Here is a 19,561-nt window from a genome sequence, read left to right as displayed (position 1 = left end):
TTTTCCGACAATAAATCGGATTACAACAGATCGCGGAACAGGGTTTTCTTCAGCGCCAGCTCAACGCCGCGAACTTCTGCCATCCCTTTCAGGCGACCAATCGCCGAATAACCTGGGTTGGTTTTCTTACGCAAATCATCCAGCATCTGGTGACCATGATCCGGGCGGAACGGGATCGGGCGCAAATCACCGGCTTTCTTGCGGCGTTGCTCTTCAGTCAGAATGGCGGCAACCACCGACACCATATCCACGTCACCCTGCAAATGCGCGGCTTCATGGAACGTTTTCGGGTTATCTTCGCGGCAGGTTGAACGCAAGTGCGTAAAGTGAATGCGATCGCCAAACGTCTCGATCATCCGCACTAAGTCGTTATCCGCACGCACGCCGTATGAACCTGTGCACATGGTGAAACCGTTGTTGATGCTGTTTACCGCTTCTTTCAGCCACTGCATATCTTCAAGAGTAGAAACGATACGCGGCAAACCGAGGATCGGGCGCGGCGGATCGTCCGGGTGAACCGCCATACGCACGCCCACTTCCTGCGCAACTGGAACGATAGCGCGCAGGAAATAAGCCATATTTTCACGCAGTTGCGCTTTGTCGATGCCGTCGTATTCAGCAAGGCGCGCGTGGAACTGCGCCAGGGTATACCCCTCTTCAGCACCCGGCAAGCCAGCGATAATATTACGCGTCAGCTTTTCGACTTCCGCTTCAGTCATGGCGTTGAAATAAGCTTGCGCCTGGCGCTGCTCTTCTTCGCTGTAGTCTGCTTCTGCGCCTTTGCGCTTCAGGATATGCAGCTCAAACGCGGCAAAAGCAATCTGGTCAAAACGCAGCGCTTTGGAGCCGTCCGGCAGTTCATATTCAAGATCGGTACGCGTCCAGTCGAGGATCGGCATAAAGTTGTAGCACACGGTATCAATACCGCAGGCTGCCAGATTGCGGATGCTCTGCTGATAGTTGGCAATCCAGGTGTCGTACTGCCCGGTATGAGTTTTAATATCTTCATGCACCGGAATACTTTCGACCACCGACCAGACCAGCCCTTTTTCCGCCAACAGCGCCTGACGCGCTTTGATCTCGTCAACCGGCCAGACCTGGCCGTTCGGGATATGGTGCAGTGCGGTCACGACGCCCGTCGCGCCTGCCTGACGCACATCATCAAGCGACACCGGATCGTTCGGGCCATACCAACGCCAGGTTTGTTCCATTGCCTTACCCTCTACAAAGTTGTTATACCAATACACACAAACATATGACGACTACCATACATGCTTAATTACAACGGTCAAATCTTCCCACAGCAATGATTGATCCAGCTCACATTCCCCGGATAATTACGGCATACCAATTCTTTTTGCTGTCATATAACTTTACACTGCACATTGTTAATTATTGGTTAATCAGGTGTATATAGATGAAGACAATCGCCTCCGTAACGCTTCCCGCCAGCGTACAGCAACCTCAGTATGACCGCACACAACTGCGCTCGCGAATTGTGCACTTTGGTTTTGGCGCATTTCATCGTGCGCATCAGGCGCTGTTAACCAACCGGGTGCTGAACGCGCAAGGCGGTAACTGGGGGATCTGTGAAATAAGCCTGTTCAGCGGCGATGTGCTCATGTCCCAGTTGCGCGAGCAGAATCATTTATACACCGTGCTGGAAAAAGGGGCGGACGGGAACCAGCCGATTATTATTGGCGTGGTGAACGAATGTCTGAACGCGAAACTCGATTCGCTGCCCGCCATAATTGAAAAATTCTGCGAACCGCAAGTGGCGATTGTCTCTTTGACCATCACCGAAAAAGGTTATTGCATTGACCCTGCCAGCGGCAAACTGGATCTGCAGCAGCCGCGCATCGAACACGATCTCCAGCACCCAGGCGAACCGCACTCAGCACCAGGGATTCTGGTTGAAGCGCTCTCCCGTCGCCGTGAACGCGGGCTGCCGCCTTTTACCGTGCTCTCCTGCGATAATATTCCAGATAATGGTCATATTGTTAAAAACGCCGTACTTGGCATGGCACAAACCCGCTCGCCGGAACTGGCGCAATGGATAGCGGAACATGTGAGCTTTCCGGCCACCATGGTTGACCGTATTGTTCCGGCAGCAACGGACGAATCACTGGCAGAAATAAGCGAAGCGCTGGGCGTATTTGATCCGTGCGCCATCAGTTGTGAGCCGTTTATTCAGTGGGTGATTGAAGATAATTTCGTCGCCGGACGTCCTGAATGGGAAGTGGCAGGCGTACAACTGGTACAGGATGTACAGCCGTGGGAGCAAATGAAGTTACGCATGCTTAATGGCAGCCACTCTTTTCTGGCGTATCTCGGCTACCTGGCAGGTTTCGCGCATATTAATGATTGCATGCAGGATGATGTGTTCCGCACCGCGGTGCGCCGCCTGATGCTCCAGGAACAAGCCCCGACGCTGCGCATTACTGGCGTTGATCTCACTGCCTATGCCGATAGCCTGATCGACCGTTTTTCTAACCCGGCGCTGAAACACCGCACCTGGCAAATCGCCATGGACGGCAGCCAAAAGCTGCCGCAGCGTATGCTGGATGGTGTTCGGGTGCATTTGCAACGAGAAACGCAGTGGCCGCTGTTAGCGCTGGGTATTGCGGGCTGGATGCGTTATGTCAGCGGTGTGGATGACGCCGGTCAGAGTATTGATATTCGCGATCCGCTGGCGGATAAAATTCACGCGATTGTCGAAACCAGTAACGTCGATGAACGCGTAACGGCACTGCTGACACTAAAAGAGATTTTCGGTAGTGACCTGCCGCAAAACCCGACGTTTGTTGATGCTATCCATCGCGCATGGCAAGCGCTCACCACTGAAGGTGCACATGCAGCGGTGAAACGCGCACTCGGTAATTAACAATTTCTGCTATTTAGGCGGACGGTTAGTGCTTTTACGCCGTCCGCGCCCTTCTCTTTTCGCACTTTTTTCGCCAGGATCGTCAGTCACATTTAATTTCGTTGACGCCTGGAGCGCTTGTGACCAAAACCAACCTCATCACCGGCTTTCTCGGAAGCGGCAAAACCACGTCGATTTTGCATTTGCTGGCCAATAAAGACCCGCAGGAAAAATGGGCCGTGCTGGTGAATGAATTTGGTGAAGTCGGCATTGATGGCGCGCTGCTGGCTGACAGCGGTGCGCTGCTTAAAGAGATTCCGGGCGGATGTATGTGTTGCGTTAATGGCCTGCCGATGCAGGTGGGTCTCAATACGCTGCTGCGCCAGGGGAAACCTGACCGGTTGCTGATTGAGCCGACCGGGCTGGGCCATCCAAAACAGATCCTCGATATGCTCAGCGCCCCAGTGTATGAACCGTGGATAGACTTGCGCGCAACGCTCTGCTTGCTGGATCCCCGCCAGTTACTGGATGAAAAAGCACTCACCAATGAAAACTTCCGCGACCAATTAGCGGCGGCAGATATTGTCGTTGCCAATAAGCAAGATCGCGCTACACCGCAGAGCCAGCAAGCGCTGGATAGGTGGTGGGCGGAGTATGGTGGTGATCGCTTACAGGTTAGCGCGACCCAGGGTGCTATTGACGGCGCACTGCTTGATCTTCCTCGCCGTAACCTGCGTGAGCTACCTTCAAGTGCCGCGCATAACCATGCACATAGTGAGAAAAAAGGCCTCGCGGCATTAAGCTTGCCAGCGCATCAACGCTGGCGTCGCAGCCTTAACAGCGGCCAGGGCCATCACGCCTGCGGCTGGATTTTTGATGAAGAGACAGTGTTCGACACCATCGGTTTACTGGAGTGGGCGCGCCTTGCGCCGGTTGAGCGTGTTAAAGGGGTAATGCGTATTCCGGAAGGATTGCTGCGCGTTAACCGCCAGGGGCAGGATCTGCATATCGAAACGCAAAATGTTGCGCCGCCGGATAGCCGCATTGAGCTGATTACCGCCTCAGAGGCAGACTGGAACACGCTTCAGTCCGCTTTGTTGAAGCTTCGTTTAAGTCAGGAACACTAACGTTGCCGCCGTGTTAATTGAAAATAGATTCGTTATGAAAACTCGTTTACCGCTAATTTTACTGTTGAATGCCGCAGGAGTGGCGCTATTTATTTCCTGGTATTTGCCCGCTAACCACGGTTTTTGGTTTCCGCTGGACTCTGCAATATTCCACTTTTTCAACCAGGGTCTGATGGAAAGCCGCGCTTATTTGTGGCTGGTGGCGCTAACCAATAATCGCGCCTTTGACGCCTGCTCGCTGGTGGCGATGGGCTGTTTAATGACCTCTTTTTGGTTAAAAGACGATGCGGCCGGGCGACGCCGTATTCTGATGATTGGCCTGACGATGCTGCTGATCGCCGTGGTGATTAATCAACTGGCGCAGAATCTGATGCCCGTCAAACGCGCCAGCCCGTCGCTGTTCTTTACCGACATTTACCGGGTTAGCGATTTGCTCGACTTCCCCACCAAAGACGCCTCGAAAGACAGTTTCCCTGGCGATCACGGCATGATGCTGCTTATTTTCGCGGGTGTAATGTGGCGATATTTTGGCCGAAAAGCGCTGGGCATTTCCCTTATTATTTTTGCGGTTTTCGCCTTTCCACGCGTAATGATCGGCGCTCACTGGTTTACCGATATTGCCATCGGATCTCTGTCGGCGGTCTTGATCGGTCTGCCGTGGTGTTTGTTAACACCGCTTAGCGACAAAATTATTTCTGCCTTTGATCATTTCCTGCCCAGAAATAACAAAATTTAAACAATTTCCGATTATCAATAACACGCATTCATCAGGAATCGTTTTCGATTCCTGATGCGTAATCCCGGCTTTTCCCTAATTTTGTCATTTTCTCGTCACGGCAATCTGCCTATAAAAGAGCAATTTGCATGCTATTTAAGCCAAATTGGTTATTTTTCACCCAATCCTGAGAATTCACTTTCTCTATCATAATTTCTTATAAAAAATTAAAGAAAACCGCTCGCCATGCCGAAGATGTTCAGGTAACCTCGGTTCGTCTTGTCGCAAAGAGTGCTCTTATTCTCATTGCGCGTAAATTTGTGCGTTCTTCCACAAAATTACGTCAGAGCATTTGTCTCGATGCATTCAGATAATTAATCTCGCTGCGTTGGCATTTTTTATAACGATATTTATCGTTAAGGACTTCAAGGGAAAATAAGCAACATGGTCAAATCTCAGCCGATTTTGAGATATATCGTGCGGGCGATACCCGCGATTGCAGTAGCGGTTCTGCTTTCAGCTTGTTCTACAAATACCGCAAAGAACATGCATTCTGAGACGCTTGCTGTGGGCGAAGACAACTCTTCACTGCAAGCCTCTCAGGATGAATTTGAAAATATGGTTCGTAATCTGGACGTTAAAGGCCGCATTATGGATCAATATGCTGACTGGAAAGGCGTTCGCTACCGTTTGGGCGGCGACACCAAAAAAGGCATCGATTGTTCCGGCTTTGTGCAGCGCACTTTCCGTGAACAGTTTGGTTTAGAGTTGCCGCGTTCCACCTGGGAACAGCAGGAAACAGGAAAGTCTATTTCGCGCACCAGTTTGCGTACGGGCGACTTAGTTCTGTTCCGCGCGGGTTCAACCGGCCGACACGTTGGCATTTATATTGGTAATAACCAGTTTGTTCATGCTTCCACCAGCAACGGTGTCATGATTTCAAGCATGGATGAGCCTTACTGGAAGAAGCGCTACAACGAAGCGCGACGTATCCTGACACGTAGCTAATTGCTTAATGCCGGTTTTCCCTTGGCTCGCGTTAAGTATAAAAAAACACTGCTCCGGCAGTGTTTTTTTATGTCTGCATTATGCTATACGAATCTTTTCAGGTTATAGTCCGGCTCTACCACCACGCCGCCCCGAGCACCTACAATGGGCCCAACGCCATGTTCACCCGCCATTTTTCCGTTAATCGAAAAATTTTGCTGACCAGCCTGCTTATCGGTCTGTTCTCAGCATTAATCGCGAGTGGCTGTCAGTTTTGGTTCGAACAACAGCGGCGAGAAGCCAGATACGATACACTGCTCACCAATATGCAGTCCTGGCTTTCGGACTACCTCAATGATATCCGCGCCACTGCCGAATCGCTCCAACCACTCACTCTGAATGATTGCCACGCTGTGACCAGCGAACTAACTTCCCGCGCCGCATTCAGCATGAACGTGCGTGCTTTTTTACTGGTGAAAGATCGCTACGCCTTTTGCTCCTCGGCCACCGGCGAGATGAGCCTTGCGATGAAAGATCTGGTACCAGAAATCGATCTCGATAAAGCCAGCGATATGGTGTTCTTACCAGGTACACCGATGATGCCGGATAAACCCGCCATTGCACTCTGGCTTCGCAGCCCATTGCTGGATCATCGTGGCATATTCGCTACGCTGAACATCAATCTGGCCCCCTACACACTTTACACTTCGCAGCAGCCGGATTTGACCGGTATCGCCCTTGGTATTGGCGATCGGGCTGTCTCCACATTTTCCAGCGGGCTTATTAACCTGAGCAATATGCCTCAGTCCCCTTTTCTGACCACCCAGATTGAAGGTTCGCCAATCACGCTTTATCTCTACGCAGAAAAGTGGCGTCCGGAAGATATACAATTTGCCGCACTGCTCGGAGCAACCTTTGGCATGCTGGCAGCGTTACTGAGTGCTTTCGTCCTTAATACGCAAATGCGCCCCGGCAGAGAGATCCTCACTGCCATTAAGCGCGACCAGTTTTATGTCGTTTATCAGCCGGTCATCAGTGCAAAAGATCTGAAAGTAACAGGTGTCGAAGTGCTGATGCGCTGGAAGCATCCCACCGCAGGAGAAATAGCGCCTGACGCTTTTATTCACTTTGCCGAAGCGCAGCAGCTTATTGTGCCGCTAACATTGCATCTCTTTGACCTGATTGCGCGTGACGCGCCCGTGTTACAAACGCTGCTTCCGCCAGGTGCAAAAATGGGTGTTAATATCGCGCCTGGCCATTTGCATGCCGCCAATTTCCTTGAAGATGTCCGCGACTTCGCCCACTCCCTGCCCCCGCACCATTTCAGCATTGTGCTGGAAATCACCGAGCGGGATATGCTGCGTTATACGGAAGTGACCAAACTGTTTGATTCGCTGCGCAACGAAGGTTATGAAATCGCTATTGACGATTTTGGTACCGGACACAGTGCGTTGATCTATCTGGAACGCTTTACGCTTGATTATCTGAAAATTGACCGCGGTTTCGTTAACGCTATCGGCACAGAAACCGTGACATCGCCGGTGCTCGACGCCGTCCTGACGCTGGCGAAGCGGTTAAATATGCTCACGGTTGCCGAAGGTGTCGAAACGCCAGAACAAGCCAGGTGGCTACGTGAACACGGCATTCACTATATGCAAGGCTATTTCTTCAGCCGACCGCTGACGCTGGAGCAATTTGTGGCGTGGCATCCGCCGGAGTTTACCACGTTGCTCTAGCGTGAATAATTTCACATCAGACCAGGCCTCCCTTATTATTCAACGATAAGTGGTTAGCGAGCCTGTCGCGTTGCAGGTCAAAGGAACACACCGGATGAAGTTTGTGCGCATTTCAGCTTTATTGCTGGTTTTTGTTGGCCTGGCATGTCAGGCGCAAACCATAAAAGAAAGCTACTCATTTGCCGTTATTGGCGAGCCCAAATACGCGATTAATTTTTCCCATTTCGATTACGTGAATCCTGCCGCGCCCAAAGGCGGCAACGTCACACTGTCAGTGATTGGTACTTTCGACAACTTCAACCGTTTCGCATTACGCGGTAATGCGGCGGTGCGCACCGAATCGCTCTACGACGCCTTGTTTACCACCTCGGACGATGAACCGGGGAGCTATTACCCGCTGGTCGCTGAAATGGCGCGCTACGCTGATGATTATTCCTGGATGGAGATCAGCATCAATCCACGGGCGGTATTTCATGACGGTACACCGATCCGCGCCAGCGACGTCGCTTTTACCTTTCAGAAATTTATGACCGAAGGCGTGCCGCAATTCCGCCTGATCTACAAAGGCACGACCGTCAAAGCCATTTCGCCGCTCACCGTGCGCATTGTGCTGGCGAAACCGGGTAAAGAGGACATGCTCAGCCTGTTAACGCTGCCCGTTATGCCGGAGAAGTTCTGGAAAGATCATAAGCTGAGCGAACCGCTCGCCCACCCGCCGCTGGGCAGTGGGCCGTATCGCATCAGCACCTGGCGCATGGGGCAATATATTGCCTACACCCGCGTTCGCGATTACTGGGCGGCAAATTTGCCGGTGAATCGGGGGCGCTGGAATTTCGATAACATTCGTTATGACTACTACCTCGATGACAACGTGGCGTTCGAGGCGTTCAAAGCGGGCGCTTACGACCTGCGCAGCGAAGGCGATGCGAAAAACTGGGCGACGCGCTATATCGGCAGCAATTTCAGCCAGGGGTATATCATTAAAGATGAGCAGCCAAACATCTCCGCGCAGGACACACGCTGGCTGGCGTTTAACACCACTCGCCCGGTGTTTAGCGATCGCCGCGTGCGCGAAGCGGTGTCGCTGGCCTTTGATTTTGAATGGATGAACAAAGCGCTGTTCTACGGCGCATACAGCCGCGCCAACAGTTATTTTCAAAACACCGAATATGCGGCGCGCAACTATCCTGATGCCGATGAACTGACGCTACTGGCACCGTTAAAAGCGCAAGTGCCGCCGGAAGTGTTTACCTCCATTTATTCGCCTGCGAAATCAAACGCGGACGGCTACGACCGCGAAAATTTGCTGAAAGCCGATAAATTGCTCACCGAATCCGGCTGGATACTGAAAAATCAGCAGCGCGTTAATGCCAAAACCGGCCAGCCTTTTACCTTTGAACTGCTGCTGCCCTCCGGCGGCAATACGCAGTGGGTGCTGCCGTTTCAGCACAATCTTGAGCGGCTTGGTATCGCGATGGAGGTGCGTCAGGTCGATAACTCGCAAGCCACCAACCGTATGCGCAGCCGCGACTACGATATGATGCCTCGCCTGTGGCGCGCCCAACCGTGGCCAAGCGGTGATTTGCAAATATCCTGGAGCTCGCAATACATTGACTCTTCGTATAATGCTCCCGGTGTCAAAAACCCGGCGGTCGATAACCTGATAGAGCAGATCAATCGCTGGCAGGGAAACAAAGAGAAGCTACTTCCGCTCGGGCGGGCGCTGGATCGTGTCCTGACGTGGAACTATTACATGCTGCCAATGTGGTACATGGCTGCCGATCGCGTCGCCTATTGGGATAAATTTTCCATGCCCGGCATTCGCCCCGTCTACTCGCTCGGGTTCGACACCTGGTGGTATGACGTAAACAAGGCGGCGAAATTGCCCGCTGCCAGACGTTAAGGAGAAGAGATGGGCGCATATCTCATTCGCCGGTTATTGCTGATCATTCCTACGATTTGGGCAATTATCACCATCAACTTTTTTATCGTGCAAATCGCACCCGGCGGCCCGGTCGATCAGGCTATCGCTGCTATTGAGTATGGCGATCAGAGCAATCTCCCCGGTAGCGGCGGTGGTGGAATGGGCGCTACGCATGCGCGCACTGGCGTCGGCGATGCGTTGAGCAATAACAGCCATTATCGTGGTGGTCGCGGCCTTGATCCGCAAGTCATTGAAGAGATCAAAAAGCGCTACGGTTTTGATAAGCCGATGTATCAGCGCTATTTCAAAATGCTGTGGGATTACGCGCGTTTCGACTTTGGTGACAGCCTGTTTCGCAGCGCGTCGGTGTTACATTTGATTAAGGACAGCCTGCCGGTTTCGGTGACTATTGGTTTGTGGGGTACGCTGATTATCTATCTGGTGTCCATTCCCCTGGGCATTCGCAAAGCGGTCTATAACGGTAGCCGCTTTGATAGCTGGAGCAGTGCGCTGATTATTGTCGGCTACGCTATTCCCCCTTTTTTGTTTGCCATCTTGTTGATTATTTTCTTTGCGGGCGGCAGCTATTACGACTTCTTCCCGCTACGCGGCCTGGTGTCGACCAACTTCGACACCCTGCCGTGGTATAAGCAAATCACCGACTATTTATGGCACATCGCTCTGCCGGTGCTGGCGACAGTGATTGGTGGTTTCGCCGCGCTGACCATGCTGACCAAAAACTCCTTCCTTGATGAGATCCGTAAGCAGTATGTGGTGACCGCGCGCGCCAAAGGTGTCAGCGAGCGTAATATCATGCGCAAACATGTGTTTCGTAACGCCATGCTGCTGGTGATTGCCGGTTTCCCGGCGACATTTATCAGCATGTTTTTTACCAGTTCGCTGCTGATTGAGGTGATTTTTTCCCTTAACGGGCTCGGGCTGTTGGGTTATGAAGCCACCGTCTCGCGAGACTATCCGGTAATGTTTGGCACACTCTATATTTTCTCTTTGATCGGCCTGCTGCTGAATATCCTCAGTGATATCACCTATACGCTGGTGGATCCGCGAATCGATTTCGAGGGGCGCTGATGCTTCAATTAAGCTACATCAATCAGGCGCGCTGGGCGCGTTTTCGTCATAACCGCCGCGGATATTGGTCGCTGTGGATTTTTTTGGTGATTTTTGTTATGAGTCTGTGCGCCGAGCTGGTGGCCAACGATAAACCTCTGCTGGTGCGCTATCAGGGGCATTGGTTCGCGCCCGTGGTGAGAGATTACAGCGAAAACGACTTTGGCGGTCCCTTCGCGACGCCTGCTGATTACCAGGATCCCTGGCTACAAAAGCAGCTTGAAGAGCACGGGTGGGTGCTATGGGCGCCGATACGTTTTGGTGCGCGCAGCATCAATTACGCCACCACGCAGCCCTTCCCGTCACCGCCTTCGGCACAAAACTGGCTGGGTACCGATGCGAACGGCGGAGACGTGCTGGCGCGCCTTCTTTACGGCACGCGCATCTCGCTTCTGTTCGGTTTAATGCTGACCCTCTTTTCCAGCGTTATCGGTGTTCTGGCTGGCGCGGTACAGGGCTATTACGGCGGCAAAATTGATCTGCTCGGCCAGCGTTTTATTGAAGTCTGGTCAGGCTTGCCCACACTTTTTTTAATCATCTTGCTTTCGAGTGTGATCCAACCTGGTTTCTGGTGGCTTCTCGGCATCACGGTGGTGTTCGGTTGGATGACGCTGGTGAGCGTCGTGCGCGCCGAATTTCTGCGTACGCGTAATTTCGACTATATCCGCGCCGCGCAGGCGATGGGCGTGGGCGATCGCGGCATTATATTGCGTCATATGCTGCCCAATGCGATGGTCGCGACCCTGACGTTCCTGCCGTTTATCCTTTGCGGTTCGATCGGCACACTCACCTCGCTCGATTTCCTCGGCTTTGGTCTGCCGCTCGGCTCACCGTCGCTGGGCGAATTGCTGCTGCAGGGGAAAAACAATTTACAGGCACCGTGGCTGGGTATCGCCGCTTTTGTCTCTACCGCTTTGCTGCTTTCGCTACTTATTTTCATTGGCGAAGCCGTGCGCGACGCGTTTGACCCAAATAAGGCGGTGTAAGATGGCTACTCCCCTGCTCTCTATCGATGCTCTGACAATCGCCTTTCGCCAGCGTGAAACGCTGCATCCCGTCGTCAATGACCTCTCCTTACGGATTGAGGCGGGCGAAACACTGGCGCTGGTGGGCGAATCCGGCTCCGGCAAAAGCGTTAGCGCATTATCGATCCTGCGCCTGCTCCCCTCACCGCCGGTGGTTTACCCTGCCGGTGATATCCTGTTTCATGGCGACTCGTTGTTGCATGCCAGCGAAAGAACCTTGCGCGGGATACGCGGTAATAAAATCGCCATGATTTTCCAGGAGCCGATGGTCTCCCTGAACCCACTACATACGCTGGAAAAACAGCTCTATGAAGTGCTCTCTTTGCATCGCGGTATGCGGCGAGAAGCCGGGCGGGCGGAAATCCTTGACTGCCTGGATCGCGTGGGGATCCGCAACGCGCGCGCGCGGTTGAGCGATTTCCCGCATCAGCTATCCGGCGGTGAGCGCCAGCGCGTGATGATCGCGATGGCGCTGCTCACGCGTCCTGAATTGCTGATTGCCGATGAGCCAACGACCGCGCTTGATGTCTCTGTGCAGGCGCAAATCCTGACGTTATTGCGCGAACTGCGCGATGAGCTAAATATGGGGCTGCTGTTCATCACCCACGATTTGAGCATTGTACGTAAGCTGGCAGACAATGTAGCGGTGATGCAAAACGGCCGCTGTGTCGAGCAAAACAGTGCGCAGACGCTGTTTCTCGCACCGGCGCATCCTTATACGCAAAAGCTACTGAACAGCGAACCTAGCGGCGACCCCGTCACTCTTCATCCCGATGCACAGCCCTTGTTACGGGTCGAAAATCTCGCCGTTAGCTTCCCTGTTCGAAAAGGGATATTTAGGCGTGTGGTGGATAACAATACGGTGGTGAAGGATATCAGCTTTACGCTGCGCCCCGGTGAAACACTCGGCCTGGTGGGGGAGTCCGGTTCAGGCAAAAGCACCACCGGGCTGGCATTGCTGCGCTTGGTCGCCTCGCGCGGGACGATCCTGTTCGATAATAAACCGCTGCATCAATGGAACCGGAAGCAGATGCTGCCAGTGCGCCATCGAATTCAGGTGGTCTTTCAGGATCCTAACTCTGCGCTGAACCCAAGGCTGAACGTTCAGCAAATTATTGAAGAGGGGCTGAGAGTCCATCACCCTGAGCTATCGCGTGACGCACGCGAACAGCGTGTGATCGACGTGATGCGAGAAGTCGGGCTGGATACCGAAACGCGACACCGCTTCCCCGGTGAGTTTTCCGGCGGCCAGCGCCAGCGTATTGCTATCGCCCGTGCGCTGATCCTCAAACCTGAGCTGATCATTCTCGATGAGCCAACTTCGTCGCTGGATCGCACTGTGCAGGCGCAAATTCTCGCGCTGTTGAAATCCTTACAGGAAACTTACCGGCTGGCGTACATCTTCATTAGCCACGATCTGCAGGTTGTGCGCACGTTGTGCCATCAAGTGATTGTGCTGAAAGAGGGCGAAGTGGTGGAACAAGGAGAGTGCCGACGTGTGTTTGATGCGCCTGCGCAGGCGTATACACGCCAGCTTTTGGCGTTAAGCTAAATCAGAAAGGATTTTGTCTGGAGAAAGGCTCCGCGATGGCAACGCCAAAATTTTTCAGGCGGCAGGTCGCGGCAAACTCATCTTCGCAGTTGACGAACAGGCACGGTTCCCCTTCGCATTCGAGCACGGAGCAATTCACTTCGATATCACTTAGCGCCTGGCTGAGCTTGTGCATGACAGGCCAGGCGTTGTCACCATCCGGACTCAGCAGTTTTAAAGCCACCAGCGTGTCGTTCGCCGCCAAGCCATTTTGCGGAATCGGTTCAACTTTGGCGCCTGCAAAACCATCCAGCCAGCGATAGCACTGGGGCAGACGGTGGATAATGGAGAGCTGTAATGTATTCACTTTATTTCCCCAGAAGCACTTTCACTTCACAAATATTTCACACTTATATTAACACATTATTGACAATTCATCCTGTCAACCACGTAGAAATGAACGCATCCCGCGCGGCGTGTGGGGTAGTCACTCATTTATCAGGATATTATGGGTAAGCGACAGGCCTAGTTTCGGGGTATATGTACCCGTTTCTGCGATCTAACTCAACCTTTTTCACTACAATGATGTGACTTTTTACACGAAAGGATTTTACATAATATAAACAAATAAGGGTGGCCGTAAGTTGTTTCTGGTTGACATGAATCAAAAAAGGGAGCGTTTTTGCTCCCTGTTCAGGCAGGTTAAGCCGGTTTTTTCGCCCGGCTGGCGTAGAGATAGAAGAGAATCGAGCAGGTAGCGCAGAAGGTAATCGACCAAATCATCGGCCAGGCGGTGTTAAACGTCGCCATCGACAACAGCGCACCAACAATTGCGCCAATACCAAAACGGAACGTCCCCGCCAGTGATGAGGCCGTACCCGCCATATGCGGAAACTCATCCAGGATCACCGCCATTGCGTTTGAAGCCACCAGCGCTACACAGCCGACAAACGCCGCAACGCCCAGCACCAACGACCAGAAGCCGACATCCAGCAGCGCCGTTACCACCATCCACAACGCCATGGCAAATTGCACCCATAGCCCGCTGCGGAACATATTCAATGCGCCCACGCGGCGGACAATACGGCCATTGATAATCGTCGTCACAAACAGGAACACAATGTTCAGCGCAAAGTAGTAACCAAAGTCCTGCGGTGAGATATGGTTAATTTCGATATAGACAAACGGCCCGGCGCTGAGAAAAGAGAACATACCTGCAAAGCTGAAACCACTCGCCAGCATATAACTCAGCACACGTTTATGGCGAAACAGCGACGCGAAGTTGCCAAGCGTGGTGCGAAAATGGAATTTATGACGTTTTTCAACCGGAAGCGTTTCGCGGATAAAAAAGACAATCATTGCCGAAACCAGCAATGCGGCAATCGCCAGGATCCAGAAAATCACATGCCAGTTGAACCAGACCAGCACTGCGCCACCAATCATTGGTGCCAGCAGCGGCGCAATAGTCGTCACCAGCATGACAAACGACATCATGCGGGAGAACTCCTCACGCGGGTAGATATCGCGCATCAGCGCGTTAATCACCACGCTTGCCGCAGCAGCCGCAAGACCATGGAAAAAACGCATGATAATCAACTGCTCAATACTCTGCGCCAGCGCACAGGCAACGGCAGCGGCGGCAAAAATCAGCGTGCCGCCGAGGATCACTGGCTTACGTCCAATGCTGTCGGCCATCGGGCCGTAGAACAACTGCCCTACCGCAAAGCCCAGAATATAGGTACTCAGCGTCATCTGTGCGCTGCCCGCCGGAACGCCAAACTGTTCGGCAATCACCGGCAGCGCGGGCAGATACATATCGATGGATAACGGCATCAACATGGCCAACAGACCAAGAATAAACACAATGCTCAGTGATGAGTGCGGCCTGCGGGTCACGTAAATCTCCTGAATTAGCGGGGGGGCATGCCAACGCTGGCAATTTCATCTTCGGTCAACGGTCGGTATTCACCAGGTTCGAGCTCCGAATCCAGCGTAATCGCACCAATGCGCTCGCGGTGCAAACCCACGACATGGTTGCCGACCGCAGCGAACATCCGTTTAACCTGGTGGTAACGCCCTTCGCTGATGGTCAGACGCACCTGTGTTGGCGTGATGATTTCCAGCACCGCAGGCATGGTGAGATCTTTTTCATCATGCAACTGTACGCCACGGGCAAACTGCTCAGCGGTGTCATCTGCCACCGGCGATTCCAGCGTCACCAGATAGGTTTTTTCACAGTGATGTCGCGGCGAAGTGATGCGGTGCGACCATTGGCCATCATCGGTCATCAATACCAGACCGGTGGTATCAATATCCAGCCGCCCTGCCGCATGCAGCTTATGCGCCACTGGCTCATCAAGGAAATAGAGTACCGTCGGGTGATCCGGATCATCCGTCGAGCAGACGTAGCCTTCCGGCTTGTGCAGCATAAAGTAACGCGGGCCATTTTGCTGAACGAGGGTGTTACCGTCGTATTCAACCTTGTGTTCGGGTTGCAGTTTAAAAGCGGTATCTCTGACGATCTCACCATTGACCGTAACGCGCTGGCCGCGGATTTCACGCCCGGCAATAGCGCGGCTGACGCCGAGTTGCTGAGCGATAAACTTATCAAGTCGCATGAAATTTTTTTGCCTGTATGGTGCTGGGTGCGGGCAATGCGCCCAAAAACAGAAATGAGTACCTGAACAGTATAACGAGCATCACAGACCGCTCAAAGGAAAGATTCGTGGCATACTGTGCAGTGTGAATATGTAACCCCTGCGAGATAATGACTTTTACCTTACGCCCCTATCAACGCGAAGCGGTGGACGCCACCCTCGCCCACTTCCGTCAACATGCCGAACCTGCAGTCATTGTGCTGCCCACCGGTGCAGGAAAGAGCCTGGTTATCGCCGAACTGGCGCGACTGGCGCGCGGGCGCGTATTGGTGCTGGCGCATGTTAAAGAGCTGGTGGCGCAAAACCACGCAAAATATGTCGCGTTGGGGCTGGAGGCCGATATTTTTGCCGCCGGGCTTAAACGTAAACAGAGCCACGGCAAAGTCGTGTTTGGCAGCGTCCAGTCCGTTGCACGTAACCTGGCGCAGTTTCAGGGCGAGTTTTCCCTGCTGGTGATCGATGAGTGCCACCGCATCAGCGACGACGATGACAGCCAGTACCAACAGATCCTCAGCCACTTACGCGAAGTGAACCCTCACCTGCGTTTGCTTGGTCTAACGGCGACGCCTTTTCGCCTCGGGAAAGGCTGGATTTACCGTTTTCATTATCACGGCATGGTGCGCGGTGATGAAAAAGCCCTGTTTCGCGACTGTATTTATGAATTGCCGCTGCGCTACATGATTAAACACGGCTACCTCACACCGCCGGAACGGCTGGATATGCCAGTAGTGCAGTACGATTTCAGCCGTTTGCAGGCGCAAAGTAACGGCCTGTTTAGCGAAGCCAGCCTAAATCGCGAGCTAAAAAAGCAGCAGCGCATTACGCCACACATTGTCAGCCAGATTGTGGAATTTGCGCAGACACGCAAAGGAGTGATGATTTTTGCCGCCACCGTCGAACATGCGCGCGAGATTACGGGCCTATTACCGGCCGATGACGCTGCGCTGATCACCGGTGAAACCCCCGGCCCGCAGCGTGATGCCTTAATCGAAGCCTTCAAAAACCAGCAATTTCGCTTTCTGGTAAACGTGGCAGTGCTAACAACGGGCTTTGATGCACCGCATGTGGATTTGATAGCCATTCTGCGTCCGACAGAGTCCGTCAGCCTGTATCAGCAAATTGTTGGTCGCGGCCTGCGCCTCTCACCTGGAAAAACCGACTGCCTGATCCTTGACTACGCGGGTAACCCGCACGATCTCTATGCCCCGGAAATCGGCGCGCCAAAAGGCAAAAGCGATAATGTGCCGGTGCAGGTGTTCTGCCCGGCGTGCGGTTTTGCCAATACCTTTTGGGGAAAAACCACCGCCGACGGTACGCTAATTGAACATTTCGGTCGCCGCTGCCAGGGCTGGCTGGAAGATGATGAAGGCCACCGCGAGCAGTGCGATTTTCGTTTTCGCTTTAAAAATTGCCCACAGTGCAACGCAGAAAATGATATCGCCGCCCGGCGCTGTCGCACCTGCGATGCAGTGCTCGTCGACCCGGACGATATGCTAAAAGCGGCGCTCAAACTGAAGGATGCGCTTGTGCTGCGCTGTAGTGGCATGACATTACAACAGGGTGCGGACGAAAAAGGCGAATGGCTGAAAATCACCTATTACGATGAAGATGGCGCGGATGTCAGTGAGCGCTTCCGTCTGCAAACCGCCGCCCAACGCACCGCCTTTGAGCAACTCTTTATTCGCCCACATACTCGCACACCTGGCGTGCCGCTGCGTTGGATTGTCGCAGCGGATATCGTGGCGCAGCAGGCGCTGTTACGCCATCCTGATTTTGTCGTCGCTCGTATGAAAGGCCAGTTCTGGCAAGTGCGCGAAAAAGTGTTCGATTACGAAGGCCGTTTCCGGCGGGCACATGAATTACGCGGATAAACGCGCTTTTGATTGATGTATTAAACATTCGGGGATAGAATACCGCCCGCTTTTGCATCCGCAAAGCCGATCATCTGCCTGTTGCTGGGTCGCCTGTAACAGGATTATTTAAGAGAGATTCAAATGTTTACTATTAACGCAGAAGTACGTAAAGAGCAGGGTAAGGGTGCGAGCCGCCGCCTGCGTATTGCTAACAAGTTCCCGGCTATCGTTTACGGTGGAACTGAAGCACCAATCGCTATCGAACTGGATCACGACAAAGTGTGGAACATGCAGTCTAAAGCTGAGTTCTACAGCGAAGTTCTGACCATTGCTGTTGATGGCAAAGAAGTAAAAGTAAAAGTTCAGGCTGTACAACGTCACCCGTACAAAGCCAAACTGAACCACATCGACTTCGTTCGCGCTTAATCGCCGACAAGTTGAAGAAACCCCGCTCCGGCGGGGTTTTTTTATGCCCGATCGCTATCGATAAGTGGCGGGTCAATCCGCCTGCTCGTGTTTAAGCTGATTGAGTAATGTCCGTGCGCAGCAGTGAAATCGATACCCGGACGTAGAGCCATACGTTAACGGCTCGTGGGTCGTAAAGCAGAAAACCTGCCTTTACAGGCAGGTTCAGAGGATTACTTCCCGCCGGATAAGCGGCGCTGTAGCTGGTCACGCAGATTCGGTGGCGTACCTTTAATGGTCAGCGTGTCGGTCGCAGGATCCCAGAAAATGCGCTCACCGAGGAGTAAAGCATCGAAATTGATGGTCAGTCCACCGCCGCTACCGGCGTATTTAGTCAGTTGGCGTAGCGTGCTGCGATCTGCCGGAAAGCTCTCTTCCAGCTCGTAGCCCTGGCCTGCTGTAAACTCCTCGAAACTCACTTCGCTCACGCCTGCCAGCTCTTTGGAGAGCGAGGCCAGTTCAATCTCTTCTCCCGCCTGCAACTGCTCGTTACAGTAGGTGTAGACCTGCTGGCGCACCGTCTGGCGTTCTGATTTATCCAACTCCGCCTGGGCGGTAAAATCGTCCACCGCTTGCAACAACCCGCGGTTTTGCGCCTTGGCATTCAGCCCTTCGCTAGCACCGAGGAAGTCCATAAAGAAGTCGGCGACTTTTCGCCCTACCCGGCCTTTCAGGAATGTCAGGTAGCGGGTCGACTCCGGATTGGTTTCCCACTCCGTTAGATCGATACGCGCGACGATATCCGCATGGTTAATATCCAGATAATGTGTGGAGCTGATATCCAGATTTTCATTAACACGCATGCTGCTTAAGTTGTTCAGCACTGCGACCAGCAGATATTCCACCGCCAGGTAACGGTAGTGGCAAAAAAGCACAATACCGCCATCAGCGAACGGATATTTTGCCAGTTCATCACGTAAGCGCCCGGTTGCCGCACGGCTGAAGGCCAGAAACTCTTCTTCACCCTGGCGCTGAAGACGCAGTGCTTGCGCCAGCTCGCTCTCATCGTTAAACAGGCCGTAGGCTTTATTTTTCGCGCTGTAAACCCGATGCAACTCAGCGACCATCTCTTCGACAGGCGCAGTGGGTTCCAGCAAAGAATCGCGCAGCACCAGTTCGAGGGTTTGCTCATCACGTTTGATAAGCTGGTGCAGGGCAATCTGGTTGATGTCCAGACTCATGATAAACTCTCCTTTTAGACCGGCGGTATTCAACCACCACCAACGCGACTGTGCAACTGCTGATAAAAAAGCAGAAAAAAAGCTGTTGCTACGGTAATATGTTGCCCTTTCATGAACAGACTGATTTCGATTTATGCCACAAATCTCCCGCTACAGTGATGAACACGTTGAAAAGCTACTGAGTGAGCTGGCTAACGTACTGGAAAAACACAAAGCACCGACCGACCTATCCCTGATGGTGTTGGGCAATATGGTGACGAACCTGATTAATACCAGCGTCGCCCCCGCACAGCGTCAGGCTATCGCGAAGTCGTTCGCGCAGGCGTTACAATCGTCCATCGGCGACGACCAGGCGCATTAAGGGAAATA

Annotated in this window: 17 protein-coding genes; 12 read left to right on the top strand and 5 right to left on the bottom strand. The window is 53.0% G+C overall.

Annotated features, from left to right (window positions below; translation table 11 throughout):
• Positions 1–20 precede the first annotated feature (20 nt).
• Complete coding sequence (uxuA, locus tag ACFX4O_RS08610) at positions 21–1,211, bottom strand: mannonate dehydratase (protein WP_131410725.1); 1,191 nt, start codon at positions 1,209–1,211, stop codon at positions 21–23.
• Between the two features lie 206 nt (positions 1,212–1,417).
• On the opposite strand from uxuA, the gene ACFX4O_RS08605 reads away from it, so the two are divergent.
• From ACFX4O_RS08605 to yejF, 9 genes are all read left to right on the top strand, one after another.
• Positions 1,418–2,884, top strand: a complete 1,467-nt coding sequence (locus ACFX4O_RS08605) for a mannitol dehydrogenase family protein (RefSeq protein WP_380208088.1) — start codon at positions 1,418–1,420, stop codon at positions 2,882–2,884.
• 119 nt (positions 2,885–3,003) lie between these two features.
• The gene (locus ACFX4O_RS08600) at positions 3,004–3,990 is read left to right on the top strand and encodes a CobW family GTP-binding protein (protein WP_380208086.1); all 987 of its coding nucleotides are present in this window, start codon (positions 3,004–3,006) and stop codon (positions 3,988–3,990) included.
• Between the two features lie 34 nt (positions 3,991–4,024).
• On the top strand, positions 4,025–4,726 hold the full coding sequence (locus ACFX4O_RS08595; protein WP_380208084.1) for a phosphatase PAP2 family protein: 702 nt from the start codon (positions 4,025–4,027) through the stop codon (positions 4,724–4,726).
• Between the two features lie 423 nt (positions 4,727–5,149).
• The gene (mepS, locus tag ACFX4O_RS08590) at positions 5,150–5,713 is read left to right on the top strand and encodes a bifunctional murein DD-endopeptidase/murein LD-carboxypeptidase (protein ID WP_380208082.1); all 564 of its coding nucleotides are present in this window, start codon (positions 5,150–5,152) and stop codon (positions 5,711–5,713) included.
• 158 nt (positions 5,714–5,871) lie between these two features.
• A complete protein-coding gene (locus ACFX4O_RS08585) occupies positions 5,872–7,428 on the top strand; it encodes a cyclic di-GMP phosphodiesterase (RefSeq protein WP_380208080.1) in 1,557 nt (518 codons plus the stop codon).
• A gap of 94 nt (positions 7,429–7,522) precedes the next feature.
• Positions 7,523–9,331 carry an extracellular solute-binding protein gene (locus ACFX4O_RS08580; RefSeq protein WP_380208079.1) on the top strand — a complete coding sequence of 603 codons (1,809 nt, stop codon included), beginning with the start codon at positions 7,523–7,525 and terminating at the stop codon, positions 9,329–9,331.
• A gap of 9 nt (positions 9,332–9,340) precedes the next feature.
• Entirely contained in the window at positions 9,341–10,441 is a 1,101-nt protein-coding gene (yejB, locus tag ACFX4O_RS08575; protein ID WP_131410739.1) for a microcin C ABC transporter permease YejB, read from the top strand.
• On the top strand, positions 10,441–11,466 hold the full coding sequence (locus ACFX4O_RS08570; RefSeq protein ID WP_380208077.1) for a microcin C ABC transporter permease: 1,026 nt from the start codon (positions 10,441–10,443) through the stop codon (positions 11,464–11,466). The genes yejB and ACFX4O_RS08570 overlap by 1 nt, the downstream gene beginning before the upstream one ends.
• Before the next feature lies 1 nt (position 11,467).
• Positions 11,468–13,057, top strand: a complete 1,590-nt coding sequence (gene yejF, locus ACFX4O_RS08565) for a microcin C ABC transporter ATP-binding protein YejF (protein ID WP_380208075.1) — start codon at positions 11,468–11,470, stop codon at positions 13,055–13,057.
• A gap of 1 nt (position 13,058) precedes the next feature.
• On the opposite strand, the gene ACFX4O_RS08560 is transcribed toward yejF, so the two are convergent.
• The 3 genes from ACFX4O_RS08560 to rsuA form a co-directional block, all read right to left on the bottom strand.
• Positions 13,059–13,403, bottom strand: coding sequence for a YejG family protein (locus ACFX4O_RS08560; RefSeq protein WP_131410745.1), 345 nt, complete (start codon positions 13,401–13,403; stop codon positions 13,059–13,061).
• 335 nt (positions 13,404–13,738) lie between these two features.
• On the bottom strand, positions 13,739–14,932 hold the full coding sequence (locus ACFX4O_RS08555; RefSeq protein ID WP_131410747.1) for a Bcr/CflA family multidrug efflux MFS transporter: 1,194 nt from the start codon (positions 14,930–14,932) through the stop codon (positions 13,739–13,741).
• 14 nt (positions 14,933–14,946) lie between these two features.
• Positions 14,947–15,654 carry a 16S rRNA pseudouridine(516) synthase RsuA gene (rsuA, locus tag ACFX4O_RS08550; RefSeq protein WP_380208073.1) on the bottom strand — a complete coding sequence of 236 codons (708 nt, stop codon included), beginning with the start codon at positions 15,652–15,654 and terminating at the stop codon, positions 14,947–14,949.
• Between the two features lie 149 nt (positions 15,655–15,803).
• Here rsuA and ACFX4O_RS08545 point away from each other — a divergent pair, with 149 nt between their 5' ends.
• The gene (locus tag ACFX4O_RS08545; RefSeq protein ID WP_380208071.1) at positions 15,804–17,564 is read left to right on the top strand and encodes a DEAD/DEAH box helicase; all 1,761 of its coding nucleotides are present in this window, start codon (positions 15,804–15,806) and stop codon (positions 17,562–17,564) included.
• A gap of 123 nt (positions 17,565–17,687) precedes the next feature.
• The gene (gene rplY / locus ACFX4O_RS08540; protein WP_131410753.1) at positions 17,688–17,972 is read left to right on the top strand and encodes a 50S ribosomal protein L25; all 285 of its coding nucleotides are present in this window, start codon (positions 17,688–17,690) and stop codon (positions 17,970–17,972) included.
• A gap of 212 nt (positions 17,973–18,184) precedes the next feature.
• Here rplY and yejK read toward each other — a convergent pair whose 3' ends face one another.
• Positions 18,185–19,192: a nucleoid-associated protein YejK gene (gene yejK / locus ACFX4O_RS08535; RefSeq protein ID WP_380208069.1), complete on the bottom strand. Its 1,008-nt coding sequence runs from the start codon at positions 19,190–19,192 to the stop codon at positions 18,185–18,187.
• A gap of 133 nt (positions 19,193–19,325) precedes the next feature.
• Between yejK and ACFX4O_RS08530 the strand changes: the two genes are divergently transcribed.
• A complete protein-coding gene (locus ACFX4O_RS08530; protein WP_017458551.1) occupies positions 19,326–19,553 on the top strand; it encodes a YejL family protein in 228 nt (75 codons plus the stop codon).
• Positions 19,554–19,561: the final 8 nt, after the last annotated feature.

This window comes from Kosakonia sp. YIM B13571 (assembly GCF_042788095.1).
Lineage (GTDB): Bacteria > Pseudomonadota > Gammaproteobacteria > Enterobacterales > Enterobacteriaceae > Kosakonia > Kosakonia quasisacchari.
Note: the sequence above shows the minus strand (reverse complement) of the source record. Positions and strands in the feature narration are given on the sequence as shown.